The 12006-nt window shown below is 66.0% G+C and carries 16 protein-coding genes; 11 read left to right on the forward strand and 5 right to left on the reverse strand.

Annotated features, from left to right (window positions below):
• Positions 1-18: 18 nt before the first annotated feature.
• Positions 19-651 (reverse strand): 2'-5' RNA ligase family protein, encoded by a 633-nt coding sequence (locus IB232_RS00885; protein WP_192396686.1) that lies wholly within the window; start codon positions 649-651, stop codon positions 19-21.
• Positions 652-713: 62 nt separating this feature from the next.
• On the opposite strand from IB232_RS00885, the gene IB232_RS00890 reads away from it, so the two are divergent.
• Complete coding sequence (locus IB232_RS00890; protein WP_192396687.1) at positions 714-1112, forward strand: PA2779 family protein; 399 nt, start codon at positions 714-716, stop codon at positions 1110-1112.
• 29 nt (positions 1113-1141) lie between these two features.
• Positions 1142-2062, forward strand: a complete 921-nt coding sequence (locus IB232_RS00895; RefSeq protein ID WP_225592107.1) for a PA2778 family cysteine peptidase — start codon at positions 1142-1144, stop codon at positions 2060-2062.
• On the opposite strand, the gene IB232_RS00900 is transcribed toward IB232_RS00895, so the two are convergent.
• The 3 genes from IB232_RS00900 to yaaA all read right to left on the reverse strand — a co-directional run bounded on the left by IB232_RS00900 (position 2059) and on the right by yaaA (position 4129).
• Positions 2059-2433 (reverse strand): hypothetical protein, encoded by a 375-nt coding sequence (locus IB232_RS00900; RefSeq protein ID WP_192396689.1) that lies wholly within the window; start codon positions 2431-2433, stop codon positions 2059-2061. The two genes, IB232_RS00895 and IB232_RS00900, sit on opposite strands and share 4 nt — an antisense overlap.
• 5 nt (positions 2434-2438) lie before the next feature.
• Entirely contained in the window at positions 2439-3269 is an 831-nt protein-coding gene (locus IB232_RS00905) for an SDR family oxidoreductase (protein WP_192396690.1), read from the reverse strand.
• A gap of 80 nt (positions 3270-3349) precedes the next feature.
• Entirely contained in the window at positions 3350-4129 is a 780-nt protein-coding gene (gene yaaA, locus IB232_RS00910) for a peroxide stress protein YaaA (RefSeq protein WP_192396691.1), read from the reverse strand.
• A gap of 441 nt (positions 4130-4570) precedes the next feature.
• Between yaaA and IB232_RS00915 the strand changes: the two genes are divergently transcribed.
• From IB232_RS00915 to IB232_RS00935, 5 genes are all read left to right on the forward strand, one after another.
• Positions 4571-5962: a PhoH family protein gene (locus tag IB232_RS00915; RefSeq protein ID WP_137974218.1), complete on the forward strand. Its 1392-nt coding sequence runs from the start codon at positions 4571-4573 to the stop codon at positions 5960-5962.
• A 99-nt stretch (positions 5963-6061) separates the two neighbouring features.
• Positions 6062-6553, forward strand: coding sequence for a cyclic pyranopterin monophosphate synthase MoaC (moaC, locus tag IB232_RS00920; RefSeq protein ID WP_192396692.1), 492 nt, complete (start codon positions 6062-6064; stop codon positions 6551-6553).
• A complete protein-coding gene (locus tag IB232_RS00925; protein ID WP_192396693.1) occupies positions 6550-6795 on the forward strand; it encodes a MoaD/ThiS family protein in 246 nt (81 codons plus the stop codon). Before moaC ends, IB232_RS00925 begins: the two co-directional genes overlap by 4 nt.
• Position 6796: 1 nt before the next feature.
• Positions 6797-7252: a molybdopterin synthase catalytic subunit MoaE gene (gene moaE, locus IB232_RS00930; RefSeq protein WP_192396694.1), complete on the forward strand. Its 456-nt coding sequence runs from the start codon at positions 6797-6799 to the stop codon at positions 7250-7252.
• A 239-nt stretch (positions 7253-7491) separates the two neighbouring features.
• Positions 7492-8268, forward strand: coding sequence for an ABC transporter substrate-binding protein (locus IB232_RS00935; protein ID WP_192396695.1), 777 nt, complete (start codon positions 7492-7494; stop codon positions 8266-8268).
• On the opposite strand, the gene IB232_RS00940 is transcribed toward IB232_RS00935, so the two are convergent.
• Positions 8256-8960 carry an ArsR/SmtB family transcription factor gene (locus IB232_RS00940; protein ID WP_225592072.1) on the reverse strand — a complete coding sequence of 235 codons (705 nt, stop codon included), beginning with the start codon at positions 8958-8960 and terminating at the stop codon, positions 8256-8258. The genes IB232_RS00935 and IB232_RS00940 overlap by 13 nt on opposite strands.
• A 73-nt stretch (positions 8961-9033) precedes the next feature.
• On the opposite strand from IB232_RS00940, the gene IB232_RS00945 reads away from it, so the two are divergent.
• The 4 genes from IB232_RS00945 (at position 9034) to IB232_RS00960 (ending at position 12002) form a co-directional block, all read left to right on the forward strand.
• Entirely contained in the window at positions 9034-9366 is a 333-nt protein-coding gene (locus tag IB232_RS00945; protein WP_192396696.1) for an NIPSNAP family protein, read from the forward strand.
• The gene (locus IB232_RS00950) at positions 9363-9710 is read left to right on the forward strand and encodes an antibiotic biosynthesis monooxygenase family protein (RefSeq protein WP_192396697.1); all 348 of its coding nucleotides are present in this window, start codon (positions 9363-9365) and stop codon (positions 9708-9710) included. The genes IB232_RS00945 and IB232_RS00950 overlap by 4 nt, the downstream gene beginning before the upstream one ends.
• A 76-nt stretch (positions 9711-9786) precedes the next feature.
• Positions 9787-11121 (forward strand): putrescine-ornithine antiporter, encoded by a 1335-nt coding sequence (potE, locus tag IB232_RS00955; RefSeq protein ID WP_192396698.1) that lies wholly within the window; start codon positions 9787-9789, stop codon positions 11119-11121.
• Positions 11118-12002, forward strand: a complete 885-nt coding sequence (locus tag IB232_RS00960) for an amino acid ABC transporter substrate-binding protein (RefSeq protein WP_192396699.1) — start codon at positions 11118-11120, stop codon at positions 12000-12002. Before potE ends, IB232_RS00960 begins: the two co-directional genes overlap by 4 nt.
• Positions 12003-12006: the final 4 nt, after the last annotated feature.

Here is a 12006-nt window from a genome sequence, read left to right on the forward strand (position 1 = left end):
TCCTGACGAGTGCGCGGCCTATGCTAGCGCGACCCGCGCCTCGATGCGCAGCGGACCCTGCAGCTCGCGTGCGGCATAGCTGACCAGTTGCAGTTCGCGTACCGCCAGGGTCAGCGGCGAGCAGTCGCGCAGGGGCTCGGCACGCTCGCGCCAGCGGTCGGCGCTAACGGCTTGCCGGTAGATGCCGACGGTAAGGTGCGGCACATAGGCGACCTGGCGGATCTCCGAGGAGAGGGGAGAAAGCACCTGGCGCAGCTGGTCGAGCTGCCCATCGTCCTTTACGCCGAGGAAGGCGGCGCTGGCAAAGCTGTTCAGGCCACCGAGCTGCAGTTCGAAGGGCGCTACGTTCAAGCCTGCGAGAGCGCTGTGCTGGGCCTGCAGAACGGCAGTGCCGATGTCGTCGTCATGGTATGGCTGGGCACAGGGGAAGCCGCAGATGAACAGGCTGATATGCGCCTGGCGCCCTTGCACGGGATGCAGCCAGTCGCCGAGCAACCGGCGAGCCTCGTGCAGGCGCTGGAGCACCGCTGGGCAGTCCACCGGAATCGACCAGAGTGCGTAGCGCGGGCGGCCGCTATGCCACTCCGGGTATTCGTCGCGCAGGCTGGGGAGCAGAGTGGGCGTGGCTTGTAGCGGGTCTGACAGCAACATGTGGGAACCAGGGCGTAGCGCAGCGGGTCAAGAAGATAACAATACCAACAGGAGTCGCCGTCATGCGTACCCACCCGTTCAAGCGTTATCTCGCTGCCGTTCTCGCTGCCCTCAATCTGCTGATGTTCGCCCAGGTGCCGTTGGCCAATGCGGCAATGCTCGGCACGCCCGAGGTGCTGCAAGAGCAACGCCAGCAGGTCGACCGCGAGCAGCTGCGAGCGATGCTGGATGACCAGCAGGTGCAGCAGAAACTGCAGGAGATGGGCGTGGATCGTGCCCAGGTCGAGAAGCGCATCGATAGCCTGACGCCGGCCGAGCTGGCCCAGTTCAACCAGCAGCTGTCCGAGGAGCCGGCAGGTGCCGGTGTGGTCGGGATCATCGTGCTGTTCCTGGTGATCTTCATCATCACCGACATGCTCTGCGCCACCGATATCTTCAGCTTCGTGAAATGCCTGCGCTGAGGTGGGGGCCTCTGGCCCTCGCTGTGCTGATGCTGACCGGCTGTGCCGGCCAGCAGCTGCAGTTGTCGGCCAGCAGCGAGCGCTTGCCCGCGCGGGTCGAACTCGCCGACACCCCGTTCTTCCCCCAGGATGACTACCAGTGCGGCCCGGCGGCCCTGGCCACCGTGCTGGTGCAGCGCGGCGTAGAGACCTCGCCCGAGGCGCTGCTGCCGAGCGTTTACCTGCCGGCGCGCAAGGGCAGCCTGAAGGTCGAGCTGATTGCCAGCGCGCGCCAGCACGGCCAACTCGTCTACCCGCTGCAGCCGAAGCTGGACGCCGTTCTCGCGCAACTGGCGGCTGGCAACCCGGTGCTGGTGATGCAGAACCTGGGGCTGGACTGGTACCCGCAATGGCACTTCGCGGTGGCCGTTGGCTACGACCGCGAGCGTCAGGAGCTGGTCCTGCGCTCGGCGCGAACCAAGCGCTGGACCACCGATTTCACCGATTTCGACCGCACCTGGGCGCGCGCAGGGCGCTGGGCCGTGCTGACTCTGCCGCCGGATCGCCTACCGGCGGAGCCGCAGCTGACCTCCTGGATGCAGGCGGCCAGCGACCTGGAGCAGACCGGCCAGCGCGAAGCCGCCGCGACGGCCTATCGGACGGCGCTGCGACAGTGGCCCGAAGAGCCGCTGCCTGGCTTCGCCATGGCCAATCTGCTGTATGCATCGGGCGACCGAGCTGGCGCCGAACGGCAGTTGCGTGACAGCTTGAGCCGCCGCGGTGATTTCGCCGCCGGCTGGTTCAACCTGTCGGAGATGCTCAACGAGCGTGGCTGCGTGTCCCAGGCCAGCGCGGCCAGAGCCTGCGCGCGTCGCCTGGCGCCGGATGACCGGCGCCTTGGCGCGCCGCTGTCGGCAGCCGGCAACGCAGCGGGTGAATGCCAGGCCTTGCCCGATTGCGCAGTCCGTTAGCCCGGGCGCGTGCGGGAAATGTGCAGCACCAGCAGCAGGGCCGCCGGGTAAACGAGGTAGTGGAAGAAGAACAGCAGCAGGCCCATGTCGCCGGGTTCGTCCTTCAGCCACATCAGGCCGAGGATCACCAGGTAGAGCAGGCCCAGCTGCAAGCTGTAGAGCGCCACCAGCAGCCAGCGCTCGACCGCTTGCGGCCGGCGCCCCTCGATCCAGGCAAAGGCGGTGCACAGGGCCCAGGCACTGAGCAGTGCCGCCAGCAGCGTGGCGGGCATGCCGCCGATCTTCAGCGGAACGCGTAATAAGACGTTGAACAGGAACGCCGCCGCCGTCGCACCCAGGACGTAGCGGTAGAGCGGGAAGCGGCGCGGCATGGCAGTCACAGCCGGGTATTCAGGCCGAAGCGCTTGCTCAGCATGCGGTCCATCAGCTTGCGCGGCAGCAGGCGATTGATCAGCGGCAGGCTGCGGCTGCCGTTGCCGATGCGCAGCAGGGCCGGACGCTTGGCCTGGCGCACGGCGGCCAGCAGGATGGCGGCGAACTCCGCGGCTGGCGTCGGCTTCTCCTGCGAGGCATTGGCGCGGGCGCGGATGCCCTCGCGCACCGGCCACCAGGGCGACTGTTCGTTGACCAGCTGCTCGGCGCTGTGGCTGGCGTTGGCGCCGAAGCTGGACTCGATAGCCCCTGGTTGCACTTCCATTACCTGCACGCCGAACGGCGCCAGCTCCAGGCGCAGGGCGCCGGAGAGCGCATGCACCGCAGCCTTGGAGGCGCAGTAGGCGCCGGCGAACGGAGTGATCAGCACGCTGGAAATGCTGCCGATATTGACCACCAGGCCACGACTGGCGCGCAGCAGCGGGAAACAGGCGCGGGTCAGCTCGACCAGGCTGAATACGTTGGTCTCGAACTGCTGGCGCATACCTTCGGCGCCGCCGTCGAGCAGCGGGCCCATGGCGCCGTAGCCGGCATTGTTGATCAGCACGTCGAGGCGCCCGGCCTCGCTCTGCACGCGCTCGACGGCGCGCTGAACGGCCACGGCGTCATTGACGTCCAGCGCCACCGCGACGAAGCCAGCGGCGGTCAGGCCGGCGAGATCCTGGGGTTTGCGGGCGCAGGCCCAGACCTGGTAGCCAGCGGCCTTGAAGGCCTCAGCCAGGGCGCGGCCGATGCCGCTGGAGCAACCGGTGATCAGGACTACGGGCTGGGTCATGGGCACTCCTTGTCTCGCGAGGAAGGGGAGGCCCGATCATAACCACTCCCGGCGCCGGCGTACTGGCCCAGCCGGCCAGATCAGTCCTCTGAATGATCGCGCAGGAACACCAGGCTGTCCGGTTTGGACTGCTCGGCGCTGTAGCGGTAACCCTGGTAGTCGAAGGCCTTGAGCTGCTGGGGATCGCGGATGCGCTCTTTGATCACGTAGCGCGCCATCAGGCCGCGGGCCTTCTTGGCGTAGAAGCTGATGATCTTGTACTGGCCGTTCTTCAGGTCCTTGAACTCGGTGTCGATGACCCGAGCGTTCAGTGCCTTGCGCTTGACCGCTCCAAAGTACTCGTTGGAGGCCAGGTTGAGCAGGATGTCGTCGCCCTGCGCGGCCAGCGCCTCGTTGAGCCAGCCGCTGATGCGCTCGCCCCAGAAGTCGTAGAGGTTGTTGCCGCGGGCATTGGCCAGCTTGGTGCCCATCTCCAGGCGGTACGGCTGCATCAGGTCCAGCGGGCGCAGCACGCCGTACAGGCCGGAGAGCATGCGCAGGTGGTTTTGGGCGAAGTCGAAGTCGGCCTCGCAGAAGTCCTCGGCCTGCAGGCCGGTGTACACATCGCCCTTGAACGCCAGCAGCGCCTGCTTGGCGTTGGACGGATTGAACGGCCGCTGCCAGCTGCCATAGCGCGCCACGTTGAGCGCCGACAGCTTGTCCGACAGATGCATCAGCTCGCCGATCTGCTGCGGGCTCATCTCGCGCAGCTGGCCGATCAGCTCCTGGGCATGGTCCAGGTGCTCGGGCTGGGTAAAGCGGCCAATGGGCGGCGGGGTGTCGTAGTCCAGGGTCTTGGCGGGGGAAATCACCAACAGCATCGAGTGGCTCTCCAGTAAGCGAGGCGCGATTCTAGGCTGGATGGCGTCCACAGCTCTACCTATGAGAGCGATTGACGAGACGGGCAGGAGCGCATCTGCCGGGCTGTGCCGAGCGAGAGAGGTAGACCAAGAGAACTGAAGCGAAGCGGCGTTGTGAAGGCTTTGCCGCAGGGAGGACTTCCGACTTTAACGGTGCACTTGCGCCTCGCCAAGCGTTATTCGTCGCGCTGTAAAAAAAGCTTCCGGCCGAAGAAAAAGTTCTTTTTTCTGTCATCCAGATTGGGGTATTAAAAAAGCAGACCGCCGAACCCTGCAGCACAGGTGGCGGCCCTCGGCCATCACCTTTGCTCGCGTATCCCGCTCCGTTCGGGAGGTGGGCGGTCCTCCGCGACGGAGCTGTAGAGGCTCTGTCGTCCAGGCCCCTCGATAAGGTGACCGAGTATGGATGATCACGGACGCACCCGCTCCACCCAGCCCACCCTCTACGTCCTCGACACCAACGTCCTGATCCACGATCCCAACGCGCTGCTGAATTTCCAGGAACACCACGTCGCCATCCCCATGACCGTGCTGGAGGAGCTGGACAAGCTCAAGACCGGCAAGCACACGGTGGCCGCCGAATGCCGCCAGGCCATCCGCCTGATCGACCAGGTACTCGGTGATGCGATTCCCGAGGACGTCGAGAAGGGCGTCCCCATCCAGCGCGGCAAGAGCGGGCCGAAGGGCAGCCTGTCGATCCTCATGAGCAAGCGTGCCGAGCCCATCACCTGGCTGCCGGAAAACCTCAACGACAACAAGATCATCAACCAGTTGGTGGACCTGCGCAGCAGCAATCCGGGCATGCGCGTGGTGCTGGTGACCAAGGACATCAACATGCGCCTGAAGGCGCGTGCCTGTGGCATCTCCGCCGAGGACTACCATACCGACCAGCTGGTCGACGACGTGTCCCTGCTGTCACGCGGTTACCACAACATGAGCGGCTCGTTCTGGGATCGCGTGAGCAAGGTCGAGACCCGCCAAGGCCATGGCCGTACCTGGCACCAGGTGCAGCTCACCGACAACCTGCCGGCCGTGCATATCAACGAGTTCATCATCGACGAGCAGGGCTTCGTCGGCTGGGTCAAGGGCATCGAGGGCAGCACCCTGACCATTCTCGACCTGCATCAGGAGCCGCTGCTGCACCAGGAGGCCTGGGGCCTCAAGCCGCGGGACATCTACCAGTCGCTGGCGTTGTTCGCCCTGCTCGATCCGGATATCCACCTGGTCAACCTGTCCGGCGCCGCCGGCTCGGGCAAGACCATCCTGGCGCTGGCCGCGGCCATCGAGCAGACCATGGTCAGCAAGCGCTACCGCCGCATCATCGCCACCCGCAGCGTGCAGGGCCTGGACGAGGACATCGGCTTCCTGCCCGGCACCGAGGCGGAGAAGATGGAGCCCTGGCTCGGCGCCATCACCGACAACCTGGAGGCACTGCATTCGGATGACGAAAGCACCCACGGCAGCGTCGACTACATCCTGCAGAAGGTGCCGCTGCAATTTAAGTCGCTCAACTACATCCGCGGGCGCAGCTTCCAGCACAGCCTGATCCTGATCGACGAGTGCCAGAACCTCACCCCGCACCAGATGAAGACCATCATCACCCGTGCCGGTACGGGCTCCAAGGTGATCTGCCTGGGCAACCTGGCGCAGATCGACACGCCTTACCTGTCCGCCACCAGCTCCGGCCTGACCTACCTCACCGAGCGCTTCAAGGACTTCGAGCACGGTGTGCACATCACCCTGCAAGGGGTGCCGCGCTCGGTGCTGGCCGAGTACGCCGAAGCGCACATGTAACCGATGCAGCCGCACGCTCTTCCGACCGGAGGAGCGTGCGGGCGCGCGCGCTCTGTGGCGGCGGCGTTACAATGGCCGCATCTATCCCGGAGCCAGACCGTGCTGACCCATCTCGATTCCCAAGGCCGCGCCAACATGGTGGACGTCACCGACAAGGCGGTGACCTCCCGCGAGGCCGTGGCCGAAGCCCGTGTGCGCATGCTGCCCGCGACCCTGGCGATGATCGCCGACGGCAGCCATCCCAAGGGCGACGTGTTCGCCGTGGCGCGCATCGCCGGTATCCAGGCGGCGAAGAAGACCCACGAGCTGATTCCGCTGTGCCACCCGCTGCTGCTGACCAGCGTCAAGGTCGAGCTGGAAGCCGAGGGTATCGACTGCGTGCGCATCGTCGCGCGCTGCAAGCTGGCAGGGCAGACCGGCGTGGAGATGGAGGCGCTGACCGCCGCCAGCGTCGCCGCGCTGACCATCTACGACATGTGCAAGGCCGTGGACCGCGGCATCTGCATCGAGGCCGTACGCCTGCTGGAGAAGTCCGGCGGCAAGAGCGGCGATTACCATCTGGACTATCACGAGGCAGGGAGCCTGACATGATCCGCGTACAGTATTTCGCCCGCTACCGAGAGGTGCTGGGCATCGAGGGCGAGCAGCTGCAGCGTGCCGCGCTGAGCAACCTGGAACAGCTGCGCGAGCATCTGCAGAGCCGTGGCGGCGTGTGGCAGGTGCTGGCCGAGCAGAACCTGATGTGCGCGCGTAATCAGGAGCTCTGTGGCCTGGAGACCGAAATCGCCGACGGTGACGAGATCGCGTTCTTCCCCACGGTCACAGGCGGTTGAGATGAGCGTCCGGATACAGGTCGAGGCCTTCGATCCGGGCGTCGAGCTCAATGCGCTGCACGCCGCCAACCTTGGCATCGGTGCGGTAGCCACCTTCGTCGGCTACGTGCGCGACTACAACGATGGCCAGGACGTGCGCGGCATGTTCCTCGAACATTACCCGGGCATGACCGAGAAGGCCCTGGCCGGCATCGTCAGCGAGGCCGAGCAGCGCTGGCCGTTGCTGCGCGTGGAGGTGCTGCACCGGGTCGGCCAATTGCAGCCGGGCGAGCCCATCGTTTTCGTCGGCACCGCCAGCGCCCACCGCCAGGCGGCGTTCGACGCCTGCAACTTCATCATGGATTACCTGAAGACCCGCGCGCCGTTCTGGAAGAAGGAAGACACCCCGGACGGAGCGCGCTGGGTGGAAGGACGCTGCAGCGATCAGCAGGCGGCGCAGCGCTGGTCCAAACCCTGAAAATCAGATGAGCACCGCTGCCTTTCACCATGATCGGCGGTAGGCGAACGGCTGTTGACGATTTGTACATAAAAGTCCAGTATGGATTTATAAGTACAAAATAGCGGTTCGTCGATCATGCTCCAGCGCCAGCTATTCCTCTCTCCTCGCTCGTTCCGGTTCGCGCCGGCGGCCCTTTCTTCTGCCCAGCCATTTGCCAACCTGCCCGCCTCGCGGTGGGCGCATCCGGGAGTCACACCATGAAGAAACTCGCACTGCTGGGCGGCCTCGCCCTGAGCCTGATGGCCTCCAACCTGTTCGCCGCCGACAGGCCCCTGCGTCTGGGCATCGAGGCTGCCTATCCGCCCTTCGCCTTCAAGCAGGCTGACGGCTCGATTGCCGGCTTCGACGTGGACATCGGCGTCGCGCTCTGCGCCCAGATGAAGGTCGAATGTCAGTGGGTGGAGCAGGAGTTCGACGGCCTGATCCCGTCGCTCAAGGTGAAGAAGGTCGACGCCGTGCTGTCGTCCATGACCATTACCGACGAACGCCGCAAGTCGGTGGATTTCACCGGCAAGTACTACTACAGCCCGGCGCGCCTGACGATGAAGCAAGGCAGCGTGGTCAGTGACGATTTCAGCAGCCTCAGCGGCAAGCGCATCGCCGTGCAGCGCGCCACCACCACCGACCGTTTCGCCACCGAGGTGCTGGCGCCCAAGGGCGTGGAAGTGGTGCGCTACAGCTCGCAGAACGAGATCTACCTGGACCTGGTTTCCGGCCGTGTCGACGGCACCCTGGCCGACGCCATCCCGGTCGATGAGGGCTTCCTCAAGACTCCGCAGGGCAAGGGCTTCGCCTTCGTCGGTCCGGCCTTCACCGACCCTGCCTACTTCGGCGAGGGCGCCGGCATTGCCGTGCGCAAGGGCGACAAGGCGCTGTTGGACAAGCTGAATGCGGCCATCGCCGGCATCCGTGCCAGCGGCGAATATCAGAAGATCCAGGCCAAATACTTCAGCTTCGATATCTACGGCGACTGAGGCGAGGCGGAGCTGACACCGTTCAGCTCTGCAGCAGGCGTTCCAGCTCGCGCTCGCCGCTGGCGCTGAATGCGACCACCCGCGAGGCCGGGTCGCGTTTGGCCCAGCCCAACTGCAACAGGCGTTGCAGCAGCTGCGCGCCCAAGGCGCCGCCGAGGTGATGGCGGCGCTCGCTCCAGTCCAGGCAGGGGCGGCACAGGTGGCGCCGCCGTCCTGCAGCGGCCTCCACATCGATTTCCAGTGCGCCGAACCAATTCTTGCCGGCCTCGGTCAGGCGCAGCTCCTCGCCGCTTTCCTCGATGCAGCAGCGTCTCGTAGGCCTTCACGCCCAATTCCCCGGCCAGGTGGTCGTAGCACACCCGCGCCTTGCGTAGTGCCGGCTCGCGCGGGCTGGAGCGCACGCGTACGGCGCCGGCGCGGAAGGCCACGCCCATCAATGCTTCGAGCAGGCGGGCGACGTCGGCGTCGGCCAGGCGGAAGTAGCGGTGGCGCCCCTGGGCCACGCCGGCGATCAGGCCGGCGTCGAGCAACTTGGCCAGGTGCGCGCTCATGGTCGGTTTGCTGACCCCGGCGAGGTTGGCCAGTTCGGTGGCGGTGAGGGCGCGGTCGGCCATCAGTGCGGTGAGCACTTCGGCGCGGGCGTGGTCGCCGATCAGCGCGGCGATGCGGGCAATGTTGGGTCCGTCTTTCATGGTTCGATCCTAGTCGAACCATCGGGTGGCGACAAAGCGTTAGCGTGGCCCCATCAACCGAGGAGGACGTGCCATGCCCATCACCTGTTTCATCCGCTACCAGATAGACCCTTTCCAGCGCGAAGCCTTCCGCGAGTACGCGGAGAACTGGGGGCGCATCATCCCGCGCTGTGGTGGTCACCTGCTCGGCTACTTCCTGCCGCACGAAGGCAGTAACGACATCGCCTGGGGCCTGATCGCCTTTCCCAGTCTGGCCGCCTACGAGGCCTACCGCGCCCGGCTGAAGAGCGACGCCGAGGGCCGCGCCAACTTTGCCCTGGCCCAGGACAAGCGCTTCATCCTGCGCGAGGAACGCAGTTTCCTCGAGGTGGTGGAGGGGACGCTGGGCGTGGAGCCGCAGTCGTGATCGCGGTGATCTTTGAGGTGCAGCCGGCCGCGGGCCGGCGCGACACCTACCTGGGGCTGGCCGCCGACCTGCGCGAGCAGCTGCAGGCCATCGACGGCTTCCTTTCCATCGAGCGCTTCGAGAGTCTCAGCCAGCCTGGCAAGTTGCTGTCGCTGTCGTTCTGGCGCGACGAGGCAGCCGTGCGCCAGTGGCGCAATACCGAGGAGCATCGCCAGGCGCAGCTGGCCGGTCGTGGCGGAGTATTCGCCGACTACCGATTGCGCGTGGCCGAGGTGCTTCGCGACTACTGCCTGCATCAGCGCGAACAGGCGCCGGTCGATTCGCGAGCGATGCACGACGCCTGAATTTTGCCCGCCGCCGCAGGCGCAGCCGCTGCGCTCCACCTAGTATGAGGAGGGGCTGATAGGGAAGGGGGCGACCATGGCGGCGACAGGCAAGAAAATGGGGCTGACGGGGCTGACCACCCTGGTGGCGGTGAACATGATGGGCTCGGGCATCATCATGCTGCCATCGAGCATGGCCCAGCTGGGGGCGGTGTCGTTGCTCTCCTGGATCATCACGGCGATAGGCTCGATGGCCATCGCCTACTGCTTCTCGCAGTGCGGCATCTACTGCACGCGGCCCGGCGGCATGTCGGCCTACACCGAGGAGGCCCATGGCAAGTCGGCGTTCTTTCTCTGTTCCTACCTGTACTTCCTGTCGCTGGCGATCGGCAATGTGGCCATCGCCATCTCGGCGGTGGGCTACCTGACACCATTCCTTCCCTGGTTGGGCAGCGGCGCGATCCCGCTGTTCGTCGGCAGTGTCGGCCTGATCTGGCTGACCTCGCTGGCCAACTTCGGCGGGCCCAAGGTCACCGGGCAGATCGGCTCGGTGACGGTATGGGGGGTGATCATCCCGGTAGCCGGGCTGTCGGTGATCGGCTGGTTCTGGTTCGATCCCGATATTTTCCGCCAGGCCTGGAACCCCAACGGCATCGCCACCAGCGACGCCATTGCGCAGAGCATTCCGCTGACCCTGTGGGCCTTCCTCGGCATGGAGTCGGCGGCGCAGAACTCCGATGCGGTGGAGAACCCCCAGCGCAACGTGCCGCTGGCCTGCCTGCTGGGCACCCTCGGCGCGGCGGTGGTCTATGTGCTGTCCACCTCGGTGATCATGGGCATAGTGCCGAACGCCGAGCTGGCCAACTCCAGCGCACCGTTTGCCTTCGTCTACGCGAAGATGTTCAACGGCTGGGTCGGCGACATCATCATGGCCCTGGCGGTGATGGCCTGTGTCGGCTCGCTGCTGGGTTGGCAGTTCACCCTGGCGCAGACCGCCAAGGTGACTGCTGAGCAGGGCATGTTCCCGCGCCTGTTTGCCCGGGTCACTCTGCTCGGCGCGCCGCTGCTCGGCCTGATCGCCAATGCCGTGCTGCAGACCGGCATGGCGGTGTCGACCATCTCGCCGAACGCCTCGGAGCAGTTCAGCAAGTTGGTCAACCTGGCGGCGGTGACCAACATCATTCCGTACATCACCGCGCTCTCCGCGCTGCTGATCATCATGCAGAAGGCCGGCGTGGCGCGGGGCATCCAGTACCGCAACATGGTCGCCCTGGCGCTGGCCATGGCCTACAGCTTCTACGCCCTGTATGCCTCGGGTACCGAGGCGGTGTTCGGCGGCATGATCGTCACCGCGGTGGGTTACCTGCTGTTCGGTTACATCGCCGATCGCATGCTGGAACAGCGCATGGCGCTGAAGGAGCAGACGCCATGAAGCGCGCAGCCTGGATGCTGATGGCGTTGCTGCTGGCACAGCCGCTGGCGGCGCAGACGCTGGAGCGGATCCGTAGCAGCAACAGCCTCAATCTCGGCTACCTGGCCGACCTGGCGCCATTTTCCTCGCAGCAGGGCGAGCGGCCGGGGGGCTATGGCATTGAGCTGTGCCAGCGGGTGGCCGAACGGGTCGAGCGCGAGCTCGGCCTCGCAGGGCTGCAAGTGCACTATCGGTTGCTGGCGCGTGACCAAGTGCTGACTGCGCTGCAGGCGGGAGAAGTCGACCTGCTGTGCAGCGGTCTGGTGGAGACCCTGGCGCGGCGCGAACTGTTGAACTTCTCGCTGCCGATCTATCCGGCCGGGCGTGGTGTGGTGGTGCGCAGCGACGCTTCGCCCAGCTTGGTGGCGTCGCTCAACGGCCAGGCCCAGCGTAGCGGCCCGCAGTGGCGCGCCACCATCAATCGCGGCCTGACCCGCCAGCGCTTCGCGGTCATCGGCGACAGCGTCACCGAGCGCTGGGTGCGCGACAAGCTGCGCCTGTATGGCGTGCAGGCCAGTGTGGTGCCGGTTGCCAGCTATGCCGAGGGCGTGGCTGTGGTGGCGCAGGGCAAGGCCGACGCCTTCTTCGCCGATCGCGTGGTGCTGCAGAACCAGGTGGCGCTCAGTCGTGCGGCCGGCGATCTGCAGGTACTGGATCGGCTGTTCGAGCTGGAGTCACTGTCGCTGGTCATGGCGCGTGGCGACGATGACTTCCGCCTGCTGGTGGATCGCGAGTTGAGCCAGGTATACCGCAGCGGCGAGATCGAGCCGTTGTACCGCAGGTACTTCGGCGAGCCGAGCGCGCAGGTGCGGCTGTTGTTCCAGGCGTACTCGCGGCCCTGAGGGC

It is taken from the genome of Pseudomonas sp. PDM15, assembly GCF_014851565.1.
In the GTDB taxonomy this organism is placed as follows: domain Bacteria; phylum Pseudomonadota; class Gammaproteobacteria; order Pseudomonadales; family Pseudomonadaceae; genus Aquipseudomonas.

Coding starts and splice junctions, on each gene's coding strand:
- IB232_RS00885 (WP_192396686.1), bottom strand. CDS start 651: ATGTTGCTGTCAGACCCGCTACAAGCCACGCCCACTCTGCTCCCCAGC.
- IB232_RS00890 (WP_192396687.1), top strand. CDS start 714: ATGCGTACCCACCCGTTCAAGCGTTATCTCGCTGCCGTTCTCGCTGCC.
- IB232_RS00895 (WP_225592107.1), top strand. CDS start 1,142: ATGCTGACCGGCTGTGCCGGCCAGCAGCTGCAGTTGTCGGCCAGCAGC.
- IB232_RS00900 (WP_192396689.1), bottom strand. CDS start 2,433: ATGCCGCGCCGCTTCCCGCTCTACCGCTACGTCCTGGGTGCGACGGCG.
- IB232_RS00905 (WP_192396690.1), bottom strand. CDS start 3,269: ATGACCCAGCCCGTAGTCCTGATCACCGGTTGCTCCAGCGGCATCGGC.
- yaaA (WP_192396691.1), bottom strand. CDS start 4,129: ATGCTGTTGGTGATTTCCCCCGCCAAGACCCTGGACTACGACACCCCG.
- IB232_RS00915 (WP_137974218.1), top strand. CDS start 4,571: ATGGATGATCACGGACGCACCCGCTCCACCCAGCCCACCCTCTACGTC.
- IB232_RS00925 (WP_192396693.1), top strand. CDS start 6,550: ATGATCCGCGTACAGTATTTCGCCCGCTACCGAGAGGTGCTGGGCATC.
- moaE (WP_192396694.1), top strand. CDS start 6,797: ATGAGCGTCCGGATACAGGTCGAGGCCTTCGATCCGGGCGTCGAGCTC.
- IB232_RS00935 (WP_192396695.1), top strand. CDS start 7,492: ATGAAGAAACTCGCACTGCTGGGCGGCCTCGCCCTGAGCCTGATGGCC.
- IB232_RS00940 (WP_225592072.1), bottom strand. CDS start 8,960: ATGAAAGACGGACCCAACATTGCCCGCATCGCCGCGCTGATCGGCGAC.
- IB232_RS00945 (WP_192396696.1), top strand. CDS start 9,034: ATGCCCATCACCTGTTTCATCCGCTACCAGATAGACCCTTTCCAGCGC.
- potE (WP_192396698.1), top strand. CDS start 9,787: ATGGCGGCGACAGGCAAGAAAATGGGGCTGACGGGGCTGACCACCCTG.
- IB232_RS00960 (WP_192396699.1), top strand. CDS start 11,118: ATGAAGCGCGCAGCCTGGATGCTGATGGCGTTGCTGCTGGCACAGCCG.